At 48.0% G+C, this 22,644-nt stretch carries 18 protein-coding genes, 1 pseudogene and 2 riboswitches; of the genes and pseudogenes, 16 read left to right on the top strand and 3 right to left on the bottom strand.

The features are described from left to right. Positions 1–17: 17 nt before the first annotated feature. The 13 genes from IRE19_RS15915 to IRE19_RS15855 all read left to right on the top strand — a co-directional run bounded on the left by IRE19_RS15915 (position 18) and on the right by IRE19_RS15855 (position 15,118). Positions 18–1,796 (top strand): SLC13 family permease, encoded by a 1,779-nt coding sequence (locus tag IRE19_RS15915; protein ID WP_203341153.1) that lies wholly within the window; start codon positions 18–20, stop codon positions 1,794–1,796. An 11-nt stretch (positions 1,797–1,807) separates the two neighbouring features. After that, the gene (cysC, locus tag IRE19_RS15910; protein WP_203341152.1) at positions 1,808–2,410 is read left to right on the top strand and encodes an adenylyl-sulfate kinase; all 603 of its coding nucleotides are present in this window, start codon (positions 1,808–1,810) and stop codon (positions 2,408–2,410) included. Next, complete coding sequence (gene cysQ / locus IRE19_RS15905; protein ID WP_203341151.1) at positions 2,410–3,216, top strand: 3'(2'),5'-bisphosphate nucleotidase CysQ; 807 nt, start codon at positions 2,410–2,412, stop codon at positions 3,214–3,216. Before cysC ends, cysQ begins: the two co-directional genes overlap by 1 nt. A 146-nt stretch (positions 3,217–3,362) precedes the next feature. Continuing rightward, positions 3,363–3,479: riboswitch (SAM riboswitch) on the top strand. Between the two features lie 156 nt (positions 3,480–3,635). Next, complete coding sequence (locus IRE19_RS15900; RefSeq protein WP_238943265.1) at positions 3,636–4,349, top strand: phosphoadenylyl-sulfate reductase; 714 nt, start codon at positions 3,636–3,638, stop codon at positions 4,347–4,349. Between the two features lie 84 nt (positions 4,350–4,433). Further along, the gene (cobA, locus tag IRE19_RS15895; RefSeq protein WP_203341150.1) at positions 4,434–5,210 is read left to right on the top strand and encodes a uroporphyrinogen-III C-methyltransferase; all 777 of its coding nucleotides are present in this window, start codon (positions 4,434–4,436) and stop codon (positions 5,208–5,210) included. Between the two features lie 12 nt (positions 5,211–5,222). Next, positions 5,223–5,975, top strand: coding sequence for a sirohydrochlorin chelatase (locus tag IRE19_RS15890; protein WP_203341149.1), 753 nt, complete (start codon positions 5,223–5,225; stop codon positions 5,973–5,975). A 22-nt stretch (positions 5,976–5,997) separates the two neighbouring features. Then, on the top strand, positions 5,998–6,813 hold the full coding sequence (locus tag IRE19_RS15885; RefSeq protein ID WP_203341148.1) for a uroporphyrinogen-III synthase: 816 nt from the start codon (positions 5,998–6,000) through the stop codon (positions 6,811–6,813). Positions 6,814–6,845: 32 nt separating this feature from the next. Next, on the top strand, positions 6,846–8,684 hold the full coding sequence (locus tag IRE19_RS15880) for an assimilatory sulfite reductase (NADPH) flavoprotein subunit (RefSeq protein ID WP_203341147.1): 1,839 nt from the start codon (positions 6,846–6,848) through the stop codon (positions 8,682–8,684). 32 nt (positions 8,685–8,716) lie between these two features. Further along, positions 8,717–10,432, top strand: coding sequence for an assimilatory sulfite reductase (NADPH) hemoprotein subunit (gene cysI, locus IRE19_RS15875; protein ID WP_203341146.1), 1,716 nt, complete (start codon positions 8,717–8,719; stop codon positions 10,430–10,432). Between the two features lie 82 nt (positions 10,433–10,514). Beyond that, the gene (locus IRE19_RS15870; protein WP_203341145.1) at positions 10,515–11,732 is read left to right on the top strand and encodes a threonine synthase; all 1,218 of its coding nucleotides are present in this window, start codon (positions 10,515–10,517) and stop codon (positions 11,730–11,732) included. A gap of 49 nt (positions 11,733–11,781) precedes the next feature. Then, positions 11,782–13,044: a dicarboxylate/amino acid:cation symporter gene (locus IRE19_RS15865; protein WP_432419938.1), complete on the top strand. Its 1,263-nt coding sequence runs from the start codon at positions 11,782–11,784 to the stop codon at positions 13,042–13,044. Between the two features lie 197 nt (positions 13,045–13,241). Further along, positions 13,242–14,441: an MFS transporter gene (locus IRE19_RS15860; RefSeq protein ID WP_203341143.1), complete on the top strand. Its 1,200-nt coding sequence runs from the start codon at positions 13,242–13,244 to the stop codon at positions 14,439–14,441. Between the two features lie 95 nt (positions 14,442–14,536). Then, positions 14,537–15,118: a hypothetical protein gene (locus tag IRE19_RS15855; protein WP_203341142.1), complete on the top strand. Its 582-nt coding sequence runs from the start codon at positions 14,537–14,539 to the stop codon at positions 15,116–15,118. Between the two features lie 77 nt (positions 15,119–15,195). On the opposite strand, the gene IRE19_RS15850 is transcribed toward IRE19_RS15855, so the two are convergent. The 3 genes and pseudogenes from IRE19_RS15850 to IRE19_RS18465 all read right to left on the bottom strand — a co-directional run bounded on the left by IRE19_RS15850 (position 15,196) and on the right by IRE19_RS18465 (position 16,024). After that, entirely contained in the window at positions 15,196–15,468 is a 273-nt protein-coding gene (locus IRE19_RS15850; protein ID WP_238943264.1) for a monooxygenase family protein, read from the bottom strand. A 98-nt stretch (positions 15,469–15,566) separates the two neighbouring features. Beyond that, positions 15,567–15,770 (bottom strand): annotated as a pseudogene (locus IRE19_RS18470) (virulence activator alpha C-terminal domain-containing protein); the annotation flags it as partial. Next, on the bottom strand, positions 15,758–16,024 hold the full coding sequence (locus IRE19_RS18465; RefSeq protein ID WP_238943263.1) for a PadR family transcriptional regulator: 267 nt from the start codon (positions 16,022–16,024) through the stop codon (positions 15,758–15,760). The gene IRE19_RS18465 and the pseudogene IRE19_RS18470, both read right to left, overlap by 13 nt. 139 nt (positions 16,025–16,163) lie before the next feature. Between IRE19_RS18465 and IRE19_RS15840 the strand changes: the two genes are divergently transcribed. The 3 genes from IRE19_RS15840 to metH all read left to right on the top strand — a co-directional run bounded on the left by IRE19_RS15840 (position 16,164) and on the right by metH (position 22,641). Then, entirely contained in the window at positions 16,164–16,931 is a 768-nt protein-coding gene (locus IRE19_RS15840) for a DUF6920 family protein (RefSeq protein ID WP_203341141.1), read from the top strand. A 252-nt stretch (positions 16,932–17,183) separates the two neighbouring features. Beyond that, positions 17,184–17,288, top strand: a riboswitch (SAM riboswitch). Positions 17,289–17,360: 72 nt separating this feature from the next. Continuing rightward, positions 17,361–19,220: a bifunctional homocysteine S-methyltransferase/methylenetetrahydrofolate reductase gene (locus IRE19_RS15835; protein ID WP_203341140.1), complete on the top strand. Its 1,860-nt coding sequence runs from the start codon at positions 17,361–17,363 to the stop codon at positions 19,218–19,220. After that, a complete protein-coding gene (gene metH / locus IRE19_RS15830; RefSeq protein ID WP_203341139.1) occupies positions 19,201–22,641 on the top strand; it encodes a methionine synthase in 3,441 nt (1,146 codons plus the stop codon). Before IRE19_RS15835 ends, metH begins: the two co-directional genes overlap by 20 nt. The last annotated feature ends 3 nt before the right edge of the window (positions 22,642–22,644 follow it).

Raw genomic sequence — 22,644 nt, 5'->3', positions numbered from 1 at the left:
TTGAAGGATGGTTGCCCATGTCAGTCTCAATGGTTTTTGTGCTAATTGTCATCATTGCTATGGTCAGTGCGCTCCTTTTTGAAATTGCCCGCCCAGATATGATTGTGTTTTCGGCATTGGTGGTTTTGCTGCTGTCTGGAATTTTAACGACAGAAGAAGCGTTGCGCGGCTTTTCCAATCCGGGAATGCTGACCATCGCCTTATTGTTCATCGTAGTCGGGACTGTACAAAAGCATGGCCTAATCGACCAGATGATGATTGGCTGGCTGAACAAGGGCAAAAGCCTGAAAGGTTCACTGTTCCGTATTTTTCTGCCGCTTCCGTTAATCTCTGCTTTTTTGAATAACACGCCGATTGTCGTGACACTGACCCCATTATTGAAGAAATGGTGTGAAGAAAGGAACATTGCACCATCAAAGGTTTTAATTCCTTTGTCGTATGTAACGATTTTAGGAGGGACCATCACGCTGATGGGAACTTCAACGAATCTGGTAGTCCACGGCATGCTGATCGATTATGGGCTTCCTGGATTTTCACTGTTCCAATTGGCGATTGTCGGCATCCCCATCACTATTGTCGGCTTGATCTATCTATTCACCATCGGCAATATGCTTTTGCCCGAGAATAAAGGATTCAGCCAACAGGTGGCTGAAGATTCCCGGAAATACATTGCTGAAATGGTGGTGGAAGAAACCTTTCCGCATACCAACCAAACAGTGGAAGAAGCTAAATTACGTGATTTAAAGGGATTGTACTTGATAGAAATCATCCGGAATCAGACACGAATTTCGTCGGTCAGCTCCAAAACGGTCATCCAGTCTGGAGACCGCCTAATCTTTACCGGGCTCATTGCCACCATCGCAGATCTCCAAAAAAGAAAAGGTCTGACCTTGAAGACGGGTACCAACCTCCAATTGGATGACTTGAAAAACGGCAATACGCAGCTTGCAGAAGCTGTCGTTTCCCATGAATCATCACTATTGTCAAAAACCATCAAGCAATCCCAATTCCGCTCACGTTTTGATGCAGGTGTAATGGCCGTTCACCGCAATAACGAACGCATCAAAAGCAAAGTCGGCGATATCATTCTGCGGCCGGGCGACACCTTGCTATTGCTCGCCGGCAATGGGTTTGTGGAAAAGTACCAGCAATCCAATGACTTTTATGTGGTGTCTTCTATGAAAATGCCTAAGGCACTTGAGGAAAGCCGCTTGGTGGGCTGGTTTTCATTGCTGGTACTTCTGGGTGCGATCGCCTGTGTCATTGTCGGTTGGTTGAGCATGTTCAAAGCCATGGCATTGGCTGTGCTGATTTTGCTGGTGACCAAGTCGATTTCAATGGACGATGCAAAAAACGACGTGCAATTCAATGTACTGCTGCTGATTGCCAGTGCATTCGGGGTAGGAGCGGCCATGACTAAAACAGGTCTGGCGCAATGGGCGGCGGATGGCTTGTTGGCAATCGGACAGCCGTTCGGCCTGTTAGCTATTCTGATTTTAATTTACCTGCTGACCAGTATCTTTACAGAACTGATCACCAATAGTGCTGCGGCTGTCCTGATGATTCCAATCGGCATTGAAATGGCCAGCAACCTGCAGCTTGATCCTATGGGCTTCGCAGTGATCATCACGATTGCTGCCTCTGCAAGCTTTATTACCCCGATCGGTTATCAGACCAACTTGATCGTCTATGGGCCAGGCGGCTACAAATTCATGGATTATGTCAAAGTGGGCACGCCACTCAGTATTCTGGTTATGTCGGTGACTATCGGAATCGTTTACTATTACTGGTTTTAGGAGGAGAAAAGATGACCAAATCAACGAATATTGTATGGCATGAATCAAGTGTCACAAAAGAGGACAGACAAAAATTAAATAACCACAAAAGCGGGGTGCTGTGGTTCACCGGGTTATCGGGATCAGGAAAATCGACGGTATCTGTTGCCTTGGAAAAAGAGATCCACGCACTTGGAATCCGTACCTATCTATTGGATGGGGATAATGTTCGCCACGGATTGAATAAAAATTTGGGATTCAGCCCGGAAGACCGGACAGAAAACATTCGCCGCATCGGTGAAGTTGGAAAACTGATGAGTGATGCAGGGGTATTGACGCTATCGGCATTTATTTCGCCGTATCAGGAAGATCGCGACCAGGTGCGTGCCTTGCTTGAAGAAGATGAGTTCATTGAAATATACGTCAAATGCAGTGTGGACACTTGCGAAGACCGCGACCCGAAAGGCCTCTATAAAAAAGCAAGAGCCGGCGAAATCAAAGGATTCACAGGCATCGATGCGCCATATGAAGAACCGGTAAATCCTGAAATCGTCATTGAAACCGACAAGCAGACTTTGGAAGAGTCGGTTCAGACAATTACAGATTACTTGAAGAAAGCAGGATATCTGGGCTGATGGCTAGTGGCATTGATCCAATGAAATTGCTGGAAATCAGTCTTGCAGCCGGCAAAGAGATCATGGCGGTTTATGGACAGGAATTGATCGTTGAAGCGAAGGCTGACGATTCACCACTGACCATTGCCGATCAGCGGTCACATCAGACCATTGAAAGAGGACTGCAGATTGCCTACCCAGACATACCGGTTCTCAGCGAAGAGGGCAGTAAAATCCCTTATGAAGAGCGGAAAAACTGGCAGCGTTTTTGGCTGGTGGATCCACTCGACGGCACGAAGGAATTCATCAAACGCAATGGTGAGTTCACCGTCAACATCGCTTTAATAGAAGAGAACTATCCGGTTTTGGGTGTGATTTACGTGCCGGCCATGGATGTTTTCTACTACGGTGAAGAAAACAGCGGCGCATTTAAATTGGAAGCTGCTTCAGCTGGAAATTTTGAAAAAGCCGATGAATTATTCGAGGGAAGCATTCTGTTGACTGCAAAAAAAGCTTTAGACCGGACTCGAATCGTAACAAGCCGTTCGCATATGTCCGCTGAAACACAGGAATTCATCGATCGGATAAACGACGATAGCCAACCAATCGAACAGATATCGGCAGGCAGTTCACTGAAGTTTTGTCTGGTAGCAGAAGGGGGAGCGGATTATTACCCCCGCTTTGCGCCGACTATGGAATGGGATACGGCAGCCGGCCAGGCGATTGTCGAAGCAGCTTGCGGAGTTGTGCAGAGCGTTAAAGACCAAACCCGCTTTTCCTACAACAAAGAAAGCCTGAAGAATGGCTGGTTTTTGGCAAGAATATAAAAAGCTTGAGGCTAGTGAATGAAGAAAATGGAAACTCTTTATTGCAGAAAGTAAATAAATGATATTTTCAGAGTTTTATTGACAGCTATCTTTTATTGCTATAGTATTTAGAGAAATTATTAAAACCAAGTAATCTTATAAGGTATTTCTTATCGTGAGAGGTGGAGGGACTGGCCCTTTGAAGCCTCGGCAACAAGTTCTGGTTTTGACCGGATACACTGTGCCAATTCCAGCAGGTTCCATTGGGATCTGGAAGATAAGAAGACAGGCCCCGCAAACTGCGAATTGGTACCCTCTCTTCTTGTTCCATTGGAAGAGGGGGTTTTTTATTTTAGTGGCACGGAGGAATATCCAACCAACGGGACTGCTTACTGAAAATCTTTAATTCAATATATAGAAGTTTAAAGGAGGAAGTTAGGATGAGCCACGCTGTTTCGTACGAGCAATTTACTGGAGATCCATTTAAAGATTTGGCACCGACCGATCTCTTGAAAGGGGCTGCTGATATTCTGCAATGGGCCTATGAATCCTATGGAGAGAATATTGTCTATGCTTGCAGCTTTGGGGCAGAAGGCATGGTGCTGATTGATTTGATCTCCAAGGTGAAAAGCGATGCCGAAGTGGTGTTTCTCGATACCGACGTCCACTTCAACCAAACTTATGAACTGATTGAACGCGTCAAGAAGCGCTACCCGAAATTGAATATCCGGATGAAAAAGCCAGAATTGACGTTAGAAGAGCAAGCCAGCCAGTTCGGTGATGAACTATGGAACAGCCAGCCGGATAAATGCTGTGATATCCGCAAGGTCAAGCCGTTGGAACAAACACTTTCGGGTTCACAGGCTTGGATTTCAGGCCTTAGAAGAGAGCAGTCAGCCAGCCGCAGCAAGACGGATTTCATCAACAAGGACAACCGGTTCAAGTCGGTTAAAGTTTGTCCGCTGATTCATTGGACATGGGACGATGTTTGGCAGTATATCCAATTGAATGGCCTGGAATACAACATTCTGCATGACGAAGGTTATCCAAGCATCGGCTGCAAGCATTGCTCTTTTGCAGTGACGACTGATGGAGACAGCCGCGACGGCAGATGGAAAGGCTTTGCGAAAACTGAATGTGGCCTGCATACATAATGAGGCCGGCAATAGAGTAAATTACCGATCAGAAAATGGCATAATCATCGTTTCTCTGGTTGAAAAAAGGAGTCTAGGAAGCTTATGAAAAAAGTCTATTTAGTGGGTGCAGGTCCAGGCGACCTTGATTTGATTACAGTGAAAGGGTTGAAAGCCATTCAGAAGGCTGATGTCATCCTTTATGATCGCTTAATAAACCAGGAATTGCTGGACGAAGCGAAAGAACATGCCCAATTGATTTATTGCGGCAAAAAACCCGATAACCATTCCTTGAAGCAAGAAGAAATCAACGAGCTGCTTTGCCGGTTCGCATTGCAGGGAAAAGTCGTCACACGTTTAAAAGGAGGCGATCCTTTCGTCTTCGGCAGAGGCGGGGAAGAAGCAGAGGCATTGGTGGACCACAATATCCCGTTTGAAATTGTTCCAGGTATCACAGCGGGCATTGCAGCGCCGGCTTACGCTGGAATCCCGGTCACTCACCGTGATTACAGTTCTTCCGTAGCCTTTATTTCAGGAGTCAGCAAAGTGGGCGTCGACCAGGATGAATACTGGGAACATGTCGTCAAAAGCATGGATACGTTGTGCATCTACATGGGCGTCAGCAAGCTTCCTGAAATCTGTGGCCGCTTAATGCGCCACGGATTAAAACCGACGACACCGATCGCCTTGATTGAATGGGGGACGACAGAACGCCAACGGACGGTTACGGGAACACTCGAAGACATTATCCGAAACGCCAAGGATTTCGAGAATCCATCGATGATTGTAGTGGGAGAAGTGGTTCGATTGAGAGACAAATTGCAATGGTATGAGCAGCTGCAGGACGAACAGCAATTCCAGCTTGCCGCCCATGTTGGATAAGGAGATGGTGACATGCAGGCTGTACTTTACGTAAGCCATGGAAGCCGTGTAAAAGAAACACGCGATGAAGCGATGGCGTTTATGGAGCAGGTTCATCAAAAGGTAGATGTAACTCTTCACGAAACCTGCTTTTTGGAGCTGGCCAGTCCGGATATTGGGGAAGGAATTGACAGCCTTGTCAAACAAGGCGCGACAGCAATTGCAGTCGTTCCAGTTCTGTTGCTGAGCGCCGGACATTATTACGAAGACATTCCAGATGAAGTCAAAAAATCGGTCTTGCGTTATCAGGATATCCGCTTTACTTACGGAAAACCGCTTGGTGTCCAAGATCGGCTCGTTGAGATTTTAGCTGAGCGTCTGCAGGAGACGACAGTGGAGCGATTGCCTGAAGCGAAGATTCTGCTGGTCGGAAGAGGCGGGAAGAGCTCGGAAATCACCCGTTCGGTTGAAGAAATTGCTGCGAAACTGGCAGTGAAAGCAAATGTACCGAACGTGGAAGTCTGTTATTTGGCCGCAGCTGCCCCGTCATTTGATGAAGGATTGCAAGCTTCCATCAATTCCGGCAGCAACCAGATTTTCGTGGTTCCTTATTTATGGTTCACAGGCCTTTTGGTGAAATCAATGCAGAAGAAAATCAACGCTTTGTCTTCAGACGACCAGCAAATCATCTTATGCGGATATTTAGGCAACCATCCATCCATGGTGGATGCCCTGGCCGAACGCACACAAGAAGCGCTGCAAAGTGAGCAACAATTAGCATGGTGAGTGACAGAAGGAGAGATTGAACATGAATGGATTGGCCGGAAAGAAAATTGGCGTCGCCGCAGTCCGCGCTGCAAAAGAAATCAGCTTGCTGATCGAAAAGCAGTCCGGTACACCTGTCATTCTCCCGATTCAGGGAAGACAACGGCTGAACGAAGACATCAGCGCACAGAACATCACAGATTTTTTAGCCAAATCTTTTGACTGGGCCATCTTCACGACGGGGATCGGAGCAAGAACTTTAACCGATTCCGCAGAAAGCATCGGACTTCAGTCGCGTTATATCGACAAGCTGAAAGAAACGAAATTGGCTGTTCGAGGCAGCAAAACAATGAAATGGATCAAAGAACATGGCTTAGAGCCGGTTCATGTTTCAGAAGATGGAACCATGAATAACCTGCTCGCGGCTTTGGCTGAAGAATACGAAGGCAAGAGCCCGCAGCGGATCTTTCTCCAGGCCTACGACCAGGACGACGATAAACTGAAAAGCATATTGGAGGAAAAGGGCCACTCGGTTTACTTATCCCGCCCTTATTCCTATGAAAAACCGGATTCTTTAGTAGTAGACCAACTAAAACAATCCATCATCGCACAGTCCTTGGACGCCATTGTTTTTACCAGTAAAACGCAGGTAAGGAATATCTTCGCCGACACTGAGCAAAGCCAAGAACTGGTCAACGCTTTCAATGACCGGGTGCTGGCAGTTGCCGTCGGAAAAGTCACTGCCCAAGAGCTGGAAAGCAATGGCATCAATCAAGTGCTGCAGCCCGAACACCAGAAGATGGGGGCGATGATCGTAGCAATCGATCATCATTACCGCCAGCAGCAAATTCTTCAATAAATAAAAATAAACGAATTTCGAGGTGAAACAATTTGCAATTGCAGACAATGAACAGCCCATTCGATCAGGAACAGGTCGAGCTTATCAATCGCTTATTGCCGATGCTGACCGACAATCAGAAAATTTGGCTGAACGGCTATTTGGCCGGCACACAATCAGCCGCCACAGTAGCGGTGCAGGAACAACCCGGATTGGAATGGTATGCACAGCAAGGCGGTGCACCGGTTGCCACGCGTGAAATCACCATTCTGGTCGGCTCTCATACCGGCAACTGCCAATCGGTTGCCAAAGAGGTTTCGAAAAAACTGCAGGACAAAGACTATCAAGTGAAGCTTACGCCAATGGATGAGTTTAAACCGAAAGACTTGAAAAAAGTCGAAGATTTATTGGTCATCACCAGTACGCACGGAGACGGCCATCCGCCGGATAACGCCATTGCTCTTTATGACTTCCTGCACAGCAAACGTGCTCCGAAGCTTGATGATGTCCGGTTCTCGGTGTTGTCATTGGGGGACAGCTCCTACGAATTCTTTTGCCAGACCGGGAAGGATTTCGATAAGCGTCTGGAGGAATTGGGCGCCAAACGCATTCATCCGCGTGTAGACGCCGATTTGGATTTTGAAGAACCGGCAGAGGAATGGTTCGACGGCGTCTTCAGCATCTTGAACAAAGACAAAGAAACAGATCGTCCTGGTCCGGGAGCTGCTTCGGCTGCTCAAGAAATTCCAGCTGCCAGCAAGCCTGCCTATTCCCGCAGCAATCCGTTCAACGCGGAAGTTCTGGAAAATATCAATTTGAATGGGCGCGGGTCGAATAAAGAAACGCGCCATCTGGAACTCGATTTGGAAGGTTCTGGCCTGCAATATGAACCGGGAGACAGCTTGGGGATTGTTCCTGAAAACGAAGACAAGCTGGTTGATCAATTGATTGCGGCGGCAGGATGGAATCCAAATGATTCGGTATCGATCAACAAGCAAGGCGATACGAGCTCATTGCGCGACGCATTGATTACGACTTTTGAAATCACCAGCCTGTCGAAGCCGTTGCTTGAAAAAGCGGCCGCTTTTGCAGAAGGTGATGCCCTGAAGAATTTATTGGAACTTGAAAACAAAGAACAGCTGCAGGCTTATATCTATGGAAGAGATCTGATCGACTTGACGGAAGATTTCGGACCGTGGCAAGTGCCTGCTGCTGAATTCATTAAAATCCTGCGCAAAATACCGGTTCGCCTGTATTCGATTGCCAGCAGTGCAAAAGCGAATCCGGATGAAGTTCATTTGACCGTAGGCGCTTTGCGCTACGAAGCGAATGGACGGAAACGGACGGGCGTCTGCTCGACGCAATGTGCAGAACGTTCAGAAGCCGGCGCAACGCTCCCAGTGTTCATCCAAAGCAATAATAGTTTCCGTTTGCCTGAAAATCCGGAGACGCCGATCATCATGATCGGTGCTGGAACAGGAGTCGCTCCTTACCGTGCTTTCATGGAAGAACGGGAAGAAACGGATGCACAAGGAGACGCGTGGCTGTTCTTCGGTGAACAGCATTTCGTCACCGATTTCCTTTACCAGACTGAATGGCAAAGATGGTTGAAGGATGGCGTCCTGACGAAGATGGATGTCGCCTTCTCCCGGGATACGGCAGAAAAGATTTATGTGCAGCACCGTTTGATGGAAAAGAGCCAGGAAGTGTATCAATGGTTGGAAGCTGGAGCGAATGTCTATGTCTGCGGCGATGAAAAATACATGGCCAAAGATGTCCATGCTACGTTGGCGACCATTCTGGAGCAGGAAGGCACTATGAGTGCAGAGCAAGCGGAAGAGTATTTGACTTCCATGCGCAGCGACAAACGTTACTTGCGCGATGTTTATTAAGCAGACCCGCTCAACATTGAAAGGAGCTTATCATGAAAATTAAAGAATTGACTGACATAGAAGGCACTCCAAGTGAAATGGAGGTCATCAAAGACCGAACCAACTACTTGCGGGGCAATATTGAAGAAAGCTTTGCGGAGCGCTTGACGGCTTCGATTCCGGATGAAGACACCAAACTATTGAAATTCCACGGCAGCTATATGCAGGACGACCGGGATATCCGCAACGAACGTGCCCAGCAGAAACTTGAGCCTGCCTACCAATTCATGATCCGTGTCCGCTTGCCTGCAGGCGTCGCCACGCCGCATCAATGGCTGACGATGGACAACCTGGCAAACACACATGGCAATGGCACTTTAAAGCTGACGACGCGCCAGACTTTCCAGATGCATGGCATTTTGAAATGGAATATGAAGAGCACCATCCAGGAAATGAACCATGCCTTGATGGATACGATTGCTGCTTGCGGAGACGTCAACCGGAACGTCATGTCGACATCCAATCCGTATCAGTCGGATGTTCACGGAGAAGTCTATGACATCTCCCGCGAATTAAGTGAACACTTGCTTCCGAAAACAAGAGCCTATCATGAAATTTGGCTGGATGAAGAAAAAGTCGTCGACAGCAACGAAGCAGAAGAAGTGGAACCGATGTACGGGCGCTATTATTTGCCTCGGAAATTCAAAATCGGTTTTGCGATTCCTCCTGCCAATGATGTTGATATCTACTCCCAGGATCTTGGGTTTATTGCCATCCTGGAAGGCGGCAAGCTGCAAGGCTTCAACGTTACGGTCGGAGGCGGCATGGGCATGACGCATGGCGACGCGAATACGTACCCGCAATTGGCACGCGTGATCGGATTCTGCCCGCCGGACAAAGTCAATGAAGTCGGTGAGAAGATCCTGACCATCCAGCGTGATTACGGAAACCGAACGGACCGGAAAAATGCCCGTTTCAAATACACTGTCGACAGATTGGGGCTTGATTGGATCAGAAATGAACTGAACACGCGCCTCGGCTGGGAGATTGAAGAAGAGCGTCCATTCCAGTTCGACCGTAACGGCGACCGTTATGGCTGGATTGAAAGCGACGGCAAATGGCATTTGACGCTATTCATCGAGAATGGCCGTGTTAAAGACTTTGACGGCTACCCATTGATGACAGGGCTCCGTGAAATTGCCCATGTCCACACAGGGGAATTCCGCCTGACAGCCAACCAGAACTTGATCATCAGCAATGTCACAGCGACAAACAAAGCGAAAATCGATGCTTTGGTTGAGAAATACGGACTGACTGATGGCAAAGAAAATTCAGCGCTGCGCCAGAATTCGATGGCGTGTGTGGCATTGCCGACTTGTGGTTTGGCAATGGCAGAAGCGGAACGGTATTTGCCGGTGCTGATCAGCAAAATCGAAGATACGCTGGACGAAGCTGGCCTGCGTGACGAAGAAATCATCATCCGTATGTCGGGCTGTCCGAATAGCTGTTCACGCCCTGCACTTGGAGAAATCGGCTTTATCGGCAAAGCGCCCGGAAAATACAATATGTATTTAGGGGCGGGTTTTGCAGGAGACCGGCTGAACAAAATGTATCGCGAAAACATTGGAGAAGAAGAGATTTTAGCGACGCTGAAACCGATCTTTTTCCAATTTGCAAAAGAACGCCAGGAAAACGAACATTTCGGTGATTTCGTTATTCGCGCCGGTTATGTAGCGGCGGTCACATCGGGTCTTAATTTCCATAGCTAATCATATAAAGTCCAATCGATAGCCCGGGGGTAGTTTCCGGGCTATTGTTGTCAGGAAAATCCATGAAAGAGGAGTGTTCACATTGAAATACAGTTACATATCCCATCTTTATTGCCCGAAATGCGAGGCCGTTTACGATACGAAGCAACAGCATCAATTATGCACATGCGGTTCGCCATTATTGGTGGATTACCATTGGGACGAACTGAAAGCGGATCTGAAACGCGATGAGGTAGAAAAAAGGCAGCCGACTTTATGGAGATACCATGAGATGCTGCCGGTGGAAAACGAAGCGAACGTGGTGTCACAAGGCGAGGGCATGACGCCGCTGATAGCGATGCCAGCCCTTGGAAAAGACATGGATGTGGAAAATCTCTATATGAAAGACGAGGGATTGGTGCCGACAGGGACGTTTAAAGCAAGAGGCGCAGCTGTCGGCGTGTCCAAGGCGAAGGAAGTGGGCGTCAAGGAATTCGCAATGCCGACTAACGGCAATGCAGGGGCTGCATGGGCCCTTTATGGCGCCAAAGCCGGTATCCAATCGACCATCGTCATGCCGCAGGACGCACCGAAAATCACGCGCAACGAAGTGGCCTTGTCCGGGGCGAATCTGTATTTAGTCAATGGACTGATCAGTGATGCCGGAAAAATCGTCGGACAAGCTGTAAAGGACTTTGGCCTGTACGACGTATCAACATTGAAAGAGCCCTACCGCATCGAAGGCAAGAAAACGATGGGTTTGGAAATTGCAGAACAGATGGGCTGGGAAATGCCGGACGTCATTCTTTACCCGACTGGAGGGGGAGTGGGCTTGATCGGCATCTATAAAGCCTTGAATGAACTGAAGAAACTGGGGTGGATCGAAGGCAATCTGCCGCGCTTGGTGGCTGTTCAGGCGACGGGTTGCGCGCCGATTGTCAAAGCCTGGGAAGAAGGGAAGAACGAGTCCGAATTCTGGGCAAGTTCCAGCACACAGGCTTTTGGCATCAATGTGCCGAAAGCGCTGGGCGATTTCCTGGTGTTGGATGCCATCTACAAAACAGAAGGCTGCGCTATTGCAGTGGATGATCAGGAAATGCTTGCTGAACAAGGAAAAATTGCCCGTCTGGAAGGATCCTTCATCTGTCCTGAAGGCGCAGCTGTTTTTGTAGCCATCCGCGAATTACGGAAACAGAACTGGATTAAAGAAGGCGAAACGGTTGTCGCTTTGAACACCGGAGCGGGTATCAAATACCCGGATACCGTAAATATCGATGTGCCCATTTTGGAAATCGGTGATTCAATCACTGTGAAGTCATAGAGAAGATGGAGAAATTCAGCTACGTTGAAGGGGTGAGCGAATCATGAAAATTAAAGGGAATTTGCTGGTGCAGATTTTAATCGCTTTTGCTGTGGCAGTCATTTTGGGAATTGTGTTTGGTCCGGCAATTGAGGTTGTCGCACCATTGGGCGACTTGTTCTTAAGGCTGATCAAATTTATCATTGCACCTTTGATTTTGGCGACCTTGGTTGTCGGAATCGCCAGCACAGGAGACCCGAAACAGCTCGGGAGAATCGGGATAAAAACCATTTCGTATTACTTGGCCACAACCGGGATTGCCGTTGTCATCGGTTTGGGATTTGCTTATTTGATTTCACCAGGCAAAGGGCTTGATCTCAGCATTCCGGATACCACGGTGGAAGTAAATGAAACAGGCGGCGCCATTGCCACTTTGCTGAATATCATTCCTGAAAATCCGTTTGAAGCACTTGCTTCAGGCAACATTCTGCAGATTATCTTTTTCGCAGTTTTTATTGGGCTGGCGATTACGTTGGTCGGAAAACCGGCTGCGCCCGTCCGTCGTTTCTTTGAAGGGTTTGCAGAGGTGATGTATAAAATAACAGGCATTATCATGCGATTCGCTCCAATCGGTGTTTTAGGGCTAGTAGCACCGGTTGTCGGACAATACGGGTTATCCGTCTTGCTGCCCTTGGCGAAATTGATTTTGGCTGTGGCCCTTGCCTGCTTATTCCATGCAGCTGTCGTCTATTCGCTGGCGGTCAAAACTTTAGGGAAGACCCGTCCATTGAAATTCTTCAGAGGAATTGCTCCGGCTGCGGCCGTTGCGTTCAGTACGTGCAGCAGTTCGGGCACCTTGCCTGTAACATTCAAGAATACCCAGGAAAACTTAGGGGTTTCCAGAAAAATAAGCAGTTTTGTGCTGCCTCTTGGCGCAACCTTGAATATGGATGGCGCAGCCATCTATCAAGGCATCGCTGTCGTTTTTATCGCCCAGGTTTCGGGAGTGGAGCTTACCTTGTCACAATTGCTGATTGTTATCTTTACAACCATATTAGCTTCCATCGGTGCAGCTGGGGTACCGGGTGCAGGTCTGGTTATGCTGGCGATGGTAGTGAGTGCTGCCGGTCTGCCGCTTGAGGGCATTGCTTTGGTTGCCGGAGTGGACCGCATCCTTGATATGTTCAGAACATCTGTCAACGTGGTTGGCGACGCTTCAGCCGCCGTTGTGGTGGCTGCCACTGAAAACGAGCTGTGGATCGATGAGCCGGCAGCAGATATCAGCTCTGATGAAGTTCCGGACGGTGAGCTCAGTGCTTGGAACTTCAAGTGATAGTGGAATAAAGAACTTAACAACAAGCTGAATTCTGAAACCCTTCATCAGTCCTTTAACCTGGTGAAGGGTTTTTAGTTGGGTGAAGTCGTCATTCATGAAAGGGTGCTGTGGAGTTATCGCCTATCTTATTTGCTTTTGCTGTTCTATGATAAGGAAAGAAGAAAGCCAGAGCGTTTTTTGGAAGGAAGATTAATATGGCAGCGGAAAAATGGAAGGCTTTATTTTGGATTGCACTGGCAGAGCTGTTTGCGCTGAGTTTGTGGTTCAGTGCGAGCGTAACCGGTCCGGAATTGAAGGAGCTGTGGAGCCTCACAGCGCGAACGGAAGCTTGGTTGTCGGCATCTGTTCCAGTCGGTTTTATCATCGGCACCTTGGCCAGCGTTTATTTTGGCATTGCGGATCGTTTTAATGCACGAAAAGTTTTCGCACTTTCTGCATTGGCAGGCGCGCTGATCAACGGTCTGCTGCCAATTGCGGACAGCGCCCTTATGGGCATTACGCTGCGTGTGTTGACCGGTGTAGCACTTGCCGGTGTTTATCCGACAGCAGTCAAGTTGCTTTCACTGTGGTTTCCAACGAAAAGAGGATTGGCACTGGGAATTTTAATAGCGGCGTTGACCTTAGGCTCGTCGTTGCCCCATTTCATCAGCATCTTTTTTTCCGCTGTGGATTGGAAATTGGTCATGATTGTGAGTTCGTTATTGGCTCTGGTTGCATCAGCTATTATGCACTGGGTTGTGGAAGACGCTCCCGCTTCTTCACAACGCCTGGTATTCTCCTTTAAATTAATTAAAAAAGTCTTGCTTAATAAACCTGTTATGCTGGCGAACTACGGCTATTTCGGCCACATGTGGGAATTGTATGCGATGTGGACATGGTTGCCTGTTTTTCTTGCTGCCAGCTTTGCAAATGCTTCGCCTCAAGTCAGTTCGGCAACCATCGCTTTCTCGTCTTTTGCCTCAATTGGAATTGCAGGAGCGGTTGGCTGTGTACTGGGAGGTTTAGTGGCAGACAAATTAGGCAGGTCGCGGCTGACCGTTCTTTCTCTCGGAGTCAGTGGTGCCTGTTCAGTCATCATCGGTTTCACGTTCGGACAGGCTTTATGGCTGACGTTGCTGGTCGCAGTGATTTGGGGTATGTCTGTGATTTCCGATTCGGCCCAATTTTCAGCAGCGGTAACGGAATTTGCAGATGCTCCGTATTTAGGGACAGCTTTGACATTCCAAATGTGCATCGGGTTTTTAATCACCATTTTCTCAATCAATTTAATTCCGATCGTGCAAAGCATTATCGGGTGGGAGTGGGTGTTTGCAGTATTGAGCATCGGTCCTGTATTGGGCTTGATTTCCATGATGAAATTCCGTATCTATGAAATTAAATCAGCTAAACAATAGTCTTTAGTACATAGACAAAAAGAACTATCGCTTTTGTGTGAAAATGATTATGATAGAGAGAAAAGAACGCAGATGGTTGCAAAGGGGATAGCAGGATGAATTGGTTGCCGAAGAGAAAAGATAAGGTAGCAGCTTTCTGGGAATGGTTTGAAGACAATAAAGAAGCCTATTTTGAATTGGACGATTCCGGTAGAGACAAGCTCTTTAACCAATTGGAAAAGAAGTTGCATAAAGTAAACCGGCATCTGGCTTTTGAACTCAGTGAAGGGCTGGTGGACGGAAAACGGGAATTCATCGTCAGCGCTGATGGCATGGTGGAAGCATTTGACGCTGTGATCAATCTGGTCGGCCAAGCCCCTGATTTGGCACTCTTTACGATCGTGGCGTTTCGTCAGCCGCAGGAAGAAGAGGTTTCCATCGAGTATGGTGAAATTGAACTGTCATGGGAAGACATTTTCTGCACCTTCGAAAAAGACAGCGATGAAGTCAACCTGATTTTGTACATCAAAGGATTTACAGAAGACAATGAAGATGAATTCGTCTCGGCTTCATTTATTCTGCTGGATACAATCATCGGCGAATACAATGCCGGCATGCGCATCGGTGAAATCGAATTTACCAGTTACGAAGGGCAGCCGGACGTCCGGCCAGTGAAGGAACTGCAAAGCCTTTTTTAATGGAGAGTGAAACCGTACTGAATAACCCAAGCAAAAAGCCTGTCTGAAATCTTCAGACAGGCTTTTTGCTTTTGAACTTATGAGGATTGTTCTTGCTTATTAAGGCGTTGTCGGGCAGAAGAATTGGCAGGTATGATGGCTTTTCTTCCAAGCGCTTTGGCTAAGCCGAATTCAGGCATATTCACATAAATCGATTCCGATTGGCCAGGAGAGATAAGGTAGGTTTCATGATAGATGCCGACAGCGTCGCTGTTTCTTGCTTTTTGATTGAAGGTTTTCCAGGCAGACAAATGTTTTTGTCCTTTTGAATAAGCGTGCAGCTCTTCTTCGGAACCCCAATATTGAACCATGAAAGTAAGCGGCAATTTGAAGAAGTTTTCAGATGACAGGCAGCCCAGTCCATTGCAGCCTGCGTTGTCCGTAATCCATAATCCAAGGTGATCAGCCAAAACGGGGCGTTGGGCTGCTCCATTAACTGCGTTTGAATCATTTCTTGAATACCACGATAAGTGTTGAGGCGCTCAGCCAATTTTTCGCAATAAGCCTCTAAATGGTTGAGTGTTTCCTGAACATCCTGATTTCGGCTGAAGAACAGTTTGAGGAATAATTCGTTTTTTCTGTAGGCAACTGGTGAATGGGCTATTGAATCCATTCTTTTAGAACACGTTCTCCTTCAGCGGTAATCGTATACTCCTTTTTATCGGGTTTACTTTCCTGAACCTGATTTTCTACTGAGGCATAACCTTTTTCCACCAACACTTTCAAACTAGGATAAACCTGTCCATAACTGATTTTCCAAAAATGGTTCAGGCTTGTATCAATCATTTGCTTGATCGAATAACCTGTGCGGCAGTCTGTTGTCAATAGACCAAGAATGGCATATTGCGAATGATTTTCTCTAGCCATTTATACGCCTCCCTATATCAAGTTGATATATATCACTTTGCTATAAAATACTCTTTTTTTGACCTTTCGTATAAAATTTGATAATAAAATGCTTTATGCATTCAATAAACAGGTATAGCAAGTAAAAGGAGGGAGAGCGATGGAGAATAAAGAAAAAGCCGGAAAGAAAACAGGTCGGGCAATTTCCAACAAACTGACAGCAGATATGATTAGCTCACTGCCAACCTGTATAAAAGGGTGGTTATCTGAAATTGAGGCTGTTGGCCATGAACAAATCAATTTGGTGAGCCTTAAGCAATCGGGGGTAATGAAACTGAAACCCGAACAGAAGCGGTGGACCGTATCCGAAGCAGAACAAATCAGCCATACAGATCCACCAGCTTTCCGATGGATCGTGAAGTTGAAAATGGGAAAAGGATTGGTTGTGACAGGAAAAGACAGTTTTTTGGAAGGGAAGGCAGGCATGCATATCAAGCTTGCCGGCATTATTCCGATTTCCAAAACAGTTGATGATGAAAAGACCAATGAATCCGCACTCCAGCGTTACCTGATGGAGCTAGTCTGGTATCCTTCGGCTGTCCTCAGTCCCTTCATTTCCTGGGAGGAGGTGGACGCACACTCCGCAACAGCGACCATGAATTTTGAAGGTCTTAAAGGTTCTGTCACTTATTTTTTCAATGAACAAAACGAATTGCTGAAAGTGGAAGCCTGGCGCTACAAAGACGGTGGAGAAGACGCACGTCCCCTGCTGTGCGTGGGCACTGTTAAAGAGCAGCGGAAAGTGGGGGGACTGACCGTTCCAGTGAAGATGGAAATCACCTGGATGCTGGAAGAAGGGCCGTTCACCTGGTATCGATTTGATGTACATGATGTTCGATTTAATTCTATCAATGGACGATTTTCCTGAAGACAAACTGAATTGCAGGACTGCAAAAAATCGGGATGCATTCGGAAATTTTTCTAAGTGCCTTTATAAAAACATAACGCCCTTTTCCTGGTCTAATTTCAACGGTTGGATGAAAGTATAAAATTGATTTATGCCCTAAACGTATACATTGTGAAAAAAATCACAGAAATTTCATTGTTTTTCGACAGATTGCCTTGACCTGCTCTTCAGATACAGGTACCATATTTAGAATACTTAAAACTGAATAGTGAATTCTTATCGAGAGAAGTTGAGGGACTGGCCCTATGAAGCTTCAGCAACCAGCCGAAAGGTCAGGTGCTAAATCCAGCAGACAAGAAATTGTCTGGCAGATGAAAAGGAACGAGTTTGATATCGTAAAGCCTTCTTTTTCATGAAGGCTTTTTTTGTATATATGGGAGGTTGAGAAGAGTGGGTTTATTAGACGAATTAAAGACCAGGATTTTGACAGCGGATGGAGCCATGGGAACATTGCTGTATTCGTACGGCATCGAGTATTGCAATGAGGAATTGAACCTTCAGCGCCCGGAAGTGATTGAGAAGATCCATCTGGATTACATCAAAGCCGGTGCGGACATCATCCAGACCAACACGTATGGAGCGAATGCAGCGAAGCTGGCACGCTACGGTTTGGAAGCGCAAGTCGCTGATATCAATAAAGCTGCGATCGACATCGCCAAGCGTGCAGCAGCGCCAGGCGGCCAATTTGTTTTCGGAACCATCGGCGGAATCCGTGGAATCCGGAAAAGCGATGCCACCCTGCAGGAAATCATTGCGATGGTGGACCAGCAGGCAAGCCACTTATTGGCGGGAAATCCCGACGGCCTATTGCTGGAAACCTATTACGATTTCGAAGAACTTGCGGAAACGGTCAAGCACCTGAAAGGCATGACCGATACACCATTGATTGCGCAAGTATCCATGCATGACCCAGGGATTCTGCAAAATGGAATGTCGTTGAACGATGCTCTTCATCAACTGGAAAGTCTGGGAGCGGACATTGTCGGCGTCAACTGCCGCTTGGGGCCACACCATACCATCCAGGCTTTTGAAGAAGTCACCTTGCCTGAAAAAGCGTTTTTGTCGGCATACCCGAACGCCAGTCTGCTGGATGTGGAGGATGGCCGGATCGTTTATGAATCGGAAGCGGATTATTTTGGACGCGCCACTTTGTTGTTGAGAGAAGAAGGGGTCCGTTTAATTGGTGGCTGCTGCGGCACAACGCCGAAACACATTGAAGCAGTGAAAAAACACCTGAACCATTTGCCGCCGATTGCCCATAAAGAAGTCACGGAAAGAAAACCGATTGTCATCCGTGAAGCGGAAGCATTGGCAGTCAAACCGCTTCATGAACAAGCCAAAACGGAACGGACCATCATTGTGGAGCTGGACACGCCGCGCCATTTGGATACCACTAAATTCCTGGAAGGCTCTGCCGCTTTGAACGAGGCGGGAGTGGATGCCGTAACCATGGCGGACAATTCTTTGGCATCGCCCCGCATCAGCAATATGGCGATGGGCTCGATCCTCAAACACAAGCAAGACATTCGGGCGCTTGCCCACATTACTTGCCGTGACCGCAACCTGATCGGTCTGCAATCGCATTTGATGGGGCTCGATGCGCTTGGAATCCATGATATACTCGCCGTAACAGGAGATCCGACCAAAGTCGGCGATTTCCCGGGAGCAACCAGCGTCTATGACGTGTCGAGCATGGAATTGATCCAGCTGATCAAAAAGCTCAATGAAGGCATTTCATTTTCCGGCAAGCCTTTGCGGAAAAAAGCCAACTTTTCGGTCGCTGCGGCATTCAATCCGAATGTCCGTGTGCTGGACCGGGCCGTAGCGAGACTGGAGAAGAAAATCGAAAGCGGTGCAGATTATTTCATTTCGCAGCCGGTTTACACAAAAGAGAAAATCATCGAAATCCACGAAGCGACCAAACACCTGGAAACACCGATTTTTATCGGAGTTATGCCGTTGACGAGCATCCGCAGTGCCGAATTCCTGCACAATGAAGTGCCGGGAATCAAACTGTCGGAAGATGCGCTTGAACGTATGCGTGCCTGCGGCGAAGACAAAGGCCGCGCGACGGAAGAAGGCATCCAGATTGCGAAAGAATTGATCGATACAGCAGCTGAACTGTTCCATGGCATCTACCTGATCACACCGTTTGTCCGTTACGATATGACCGTGGAATTGATCCATTACATCAGACAACTAGATCAACAGAAAGAGAGCGATCCTATACATGTCCAAACATCTTATTGAACAACAACTCGAAAAAAGAATATTGATCATCGATGGAGCTATGGGAACGATGATCCAGAATGCGGATCTTTCACCTGAAGATTTTGGTGGTGATGAATTCGACGGCTGCAACGAATATTTGAATATTGTCCGTCCGGAGGTTATTGAAGAAATTCATGCGGCCTATTTGGAAGCGGGAGCTGATATTCTTTGCACCAATACATTCGGCGGAACGCCGATCGTGTTGGATGAGTATGGAATCGGCGATCAGGCAGCGGAAATCAACCGGCGTGGAGTGGAAATCGCAAAAAAGGCGGCGGCTGCTTATTCAACGCCGGAATGGCCGCGTTTTGTGGCCGGTGCTATTGGGCCGACGACGAAAACATTGTCGGTGACAGGCGGCGCGACATTTGATGAAATGCTGGAAAACTTTTATGTGCAAGCCAAGGCATTGATTGAAGGCGGAGCGGATTTGATCTTGCTGGAGACGAGCCAGGACATGCTGAATGTCAAAGCGGCGACTATCGGCATCAAGCAAGCTTTTGAAGAAACCGGAATCGAATTGCCGATTATGGTGTCAGGGACCATCGAACCGATGGGCACGACACTCGCCGGCCAAAGCATCGAAGCGTTCTACATCTCGATCGAACACGTCAAACCCTTGTCGGTCGGCTTGAACTGTGCAACAGGACCGGAATTCATGACGGACCATATCCGTTCGCTATCGGAGTTGTCGGACGGCTATGTCAGCTGTTACCCGAACGCGGGCTTGCCCGATGAAGATGGACATTACCATGAAACGCCGGAATCACTGGCGAAAAAATTGCGCGGCTTTGCCGATAAAGGCTGGCTGAACGTCGTAGGCGGCTGTTGTGGAACTACGCCTGCACACATCAAAGCAGTCCGTGAAGCAATGGAAGGTCTGGCACCAAGAAAGCCGGACCCGGTTGACCATGGCCACGTAGTGTCTGGGATTGAACCATTGCAATACGATGAAACCATGCGTCCGCTGTTTATCGGGGAACGCACAAACGTCATCGGTTCCCGCAAATTCAAGCGCTTGATCATCGATGGCCAGTTTGAAGAAGCTGCAGAAATCGCCCGTGCACAAGTCAAGAATGGTGCACATGTCATCGATATCTGCCTGGCGAACCCGGACCGGGACGAAGTGGAAGACATGACCAACTTCATGAAAGAAGTCGTCAAGAAAGTCAAAGTGCCATTGGTGATTGATTCCACGGATGAAGAAGTCATTGAAGTGGCGCTGAAATATTCACAAGGCAAAGCGATCATCAACTCGATCAACCTGGAAGATGGGGAAGAGCGTTTTGACGCAGTGATGCCGCTGGTGAAAAAATATGGGGCAGCAGTTGTTGTCGGAACGATCGACGAGCCGGGAATGGCCGTTACGCGTGAGCGCAAACTGGAAATTGCCGAACGGTCTTATGATCTGCTGGTCAATAAATGGGGTCTGGCACCGGAAGATATCATTTTTGATCCACTGGTCTTCCCGGTCGGTACAGGAGATCAGCAATACATCGGCTCTGCAGTGGAAACCATTGAAGGCATTCGCCTGATCAAGGAAAAAATGCCGCGGGCTTTGACCATTCTTGGCGTCAGCAACGTATCTTTCGGTTTGCCGCCGGTTGGCCGAGAAGTGCTGAATGCGGTTTATCTATACCACTGCACGCAGGCTGGATTGGATTACGCCATCGTTAACACGGAAAAATTGGAGCGTTATGCTTCGATTCCGAAGCAGGAAATCGATATGGCCAATGAATTGCTGTTTACAACAACTGATGAAACTTTGGCTGATTTCACCGCTTTCTACCGCGACAAGAAAAAAGAAAAGACCGAAGACGATATCCCGAAAACTGTGCCTGACCGTTTGGCTTATTACATTATCGAAGGCACAAAAGAAGGGTTGATTCCGGATTTGGAAAAAGCCCTGGAGATGTACGATGAACCGCTGGATGTTATCAATGGACCTTTGATGAAAGGAATGGCTGAAGTTGGCCGGCTGTTCAATGACAACCAATTGATTGTCGCCGAAGTGCTACAGAGTGCCGGCGTCATGAAAGCCGCGGTTTCATTCCTTGAACAGTTCATGGAGAAGAAAGAAGACGATTCCGGAAAAGGAAAAATCGTTCTGGCTACCGTAAAAGGCGATGTCCACGACATCGGCAAAAATCTGGTCGAAATCATTTTGAGCAATAATGGCTTTAAAGTAATCGATGTCGGCATTAAAGTGTCGCCGGCGACTTTGATTGAAGTGATCCGCAAAGAAAAGCCGGACATGATCGGCTTGTCTGGCTTGCTGGTCAAGTCTGCAAAACAGATGGTCATCACCGCCCAGGATTTCAAGGAAGCGGGCATCGATGTGCCGATTCTGGTAGGCGGCGCGGCTTTATCGAGACGCTTTACGGAAACCAAGATTTCAGCGGAATACGATGGACCGGTCATTTACGCAAAAGACGCGATGCAAGGGCTGGATCTCGCCAACCGTCTTCAAAGTGGAGCCGGAAAAGAGGAATTGCTGCTGGAATTGGATGCCCAACAGGAAAAGCGCCAAGCTTCTGAAGCAGCGCGCGCAGCCAAGCCGGCTGTTGCTGTTGCTGAGAAGCCGGTCAAGACGGTTCGTGAAGACGTACCGGTTTACGTACCGAATGATTTGCGGCGCCATGTGCTGAAGGAATATTCAGTGGCGCACCTGTATCCTTACGTCAACATGCGCACCTTGATCGGCCATCATCTTGGGCTGAAAGGCTATAATGATAAAACCCTGGCAAATGGAGATCCGCGTGCGGTTCAGCTGCATGAACTGGCTACGAATTTCCTGGGCTCCGGCTTATTGAAGCCATCTGGCCTTTATCAATTTTTCCCGGCTCAAAGTGACGGCGACGATGTCGTCATCTACGATCCGAAAGACGCCAAAACAGAAATCGAACGCTTCACGTTCCCGCGCCAATCGGCTCCGCCATTCCTATGCCTGGCCGATTATTTGAAATCGGTCGACAGCGGGGTAATGGATTATGTGGCCTTTATGCAAGTGACTGCAGGGTTCGGTGTACGGGATGAAGCAACACGCTTGAAAGAACAAGGCAAGTTCCTGGAAAGCCATGCACTTCAGGCAACTGCGCTGGAACTGGCGGAAGGCTTTGCCGAACGCATCCATCAGGAAATCCGCGACCAATGGGGCTTCCCGGATGCAACGGATTTCTCGATGCGCGAACGCTTTGCTGCGAAATACCAGGGACAGCGCTTCTCTTTCGGCTACCCGGCTTGTCCGAACCTGGAAGATCAGGCAAAACTGTTCAACCTCATCAAGCCGGAAGACATCGGCGTCCATCTGACAGAAGAATACATGATGGATCCGGAAGCTTCCGTATCCGCCATCGTATTTGCCCATCCGGATGCAAGGTACTTTATTGTAGATCAATAACGA

This window comes from Planococcus beijingensis, assembly GCF_016820615.1.
Classification (GTDB): domain Bacteria; phylum Bacillota; class Bacilli; order Bacillales_A; family Planococcaceae; genus Planococcus; species Planococcus notacanthi.
The sequence above is the reverse complement of the archived record's forward strand: the minus strand, read 5'-3'. Positions and strand labels throughout refer to the sequence as shown.

Bases quoted from the DNA above. Each gene is read 5' to 3' on its own strand.
- cysI (WP_203341146.1), top strand. From the start codon at position 8,717: ATGAAAATTAAAGAATTGACTGACATAGAAGGCACTCCAAGTGAAATG.
- cysQ (WP_203341151.1), top strand. From the start codon at position 2,410: ATGGCTAGTGGCATTGATCCAATGAAATTGCTGGAAATCAGTCTTGCA.
- IRE19_RS15915 (WP_203341153.1), top strand. From the start codon at position 18: ATGTCAGTCTCAATGGTTTTTGTGCTAATTGTCATCATTGCTATGGTC.
- IRE19_RS15860 (WP_203341143.1), top strand. From the start codon at position 13,242: ATGGCAGCGGAAAAATGGAAGGCTTTATTTTGGATTGCACTGGCAGAG.
- metH (WP_203341139.1), top strand. From the start codon at position 19,201: ATGTCCAAACATCTTATTGAACAACAACTCGAAAAAAGAATATTGATC.
- cobA (WP_203341150.1), top strand. From the start codon at position 4,434: ATGAAAAAAGTCTATTTAGTGGGTGCAGGTCCAGGCGACCTTGATTTG.
- IRE19_RS15885 (WP_203341148.1), top strand. From the start codon at position 5,998: ATGAATGGATTGGCCGGAAAGAAAATTGGCGTCGCCGCAGTCCGCGCT.
- IRE19_RS15840 (WP_203341141.1), top strand. From the start codon at position 16,164: ATGGAGAATAAAGAAAAAGCCGGAAAGAAAACAGGTCGGGCAATTTCC.
- IRE19_RS15890 (WP_203341149.1), top strand. From the start codon at position 5,223: ATGCAGGCTGTACTTTACGTAAGCCATGGAAGCCGTGTAAAAGAAACA.
- IRE19_RS15900 (WP_238943265.1), top strand. From the start codon at position 3,636: ATGAGCCACGCTGTTTCGTACGAGCAATTTACTGGAGATCCATTTAAA.
- cysC (WP_203341152.1), top strand. From the start codon at position 1,808: ATGACCAAATCAACGAATATTGTATGGCATGAATCAAGTGTCACAAAA.
- IRE19_RS18465 (WP_238943263.1), bottom strand. From the start codon at position 16,024: ATGGCTAGAGAAAATCATTCGCAATATGCCATTCTTGGTCTATTGACA.
- IRE19_RS15850 (WP_238943264.1), bottom strand. From the start codon at position 15,468: ATGGTTCAATATTGGGGTTCCGAAGAAGAGCTGCACGCTTATTCAAAA.
- IRE19_RS15855 (WP_203341142.1), top strand. From the start codon at position 14,537: ATGAATTGGTTGCCGAAGAGAAAAGATAAGGTAGCAGCTTTCTGGGAA.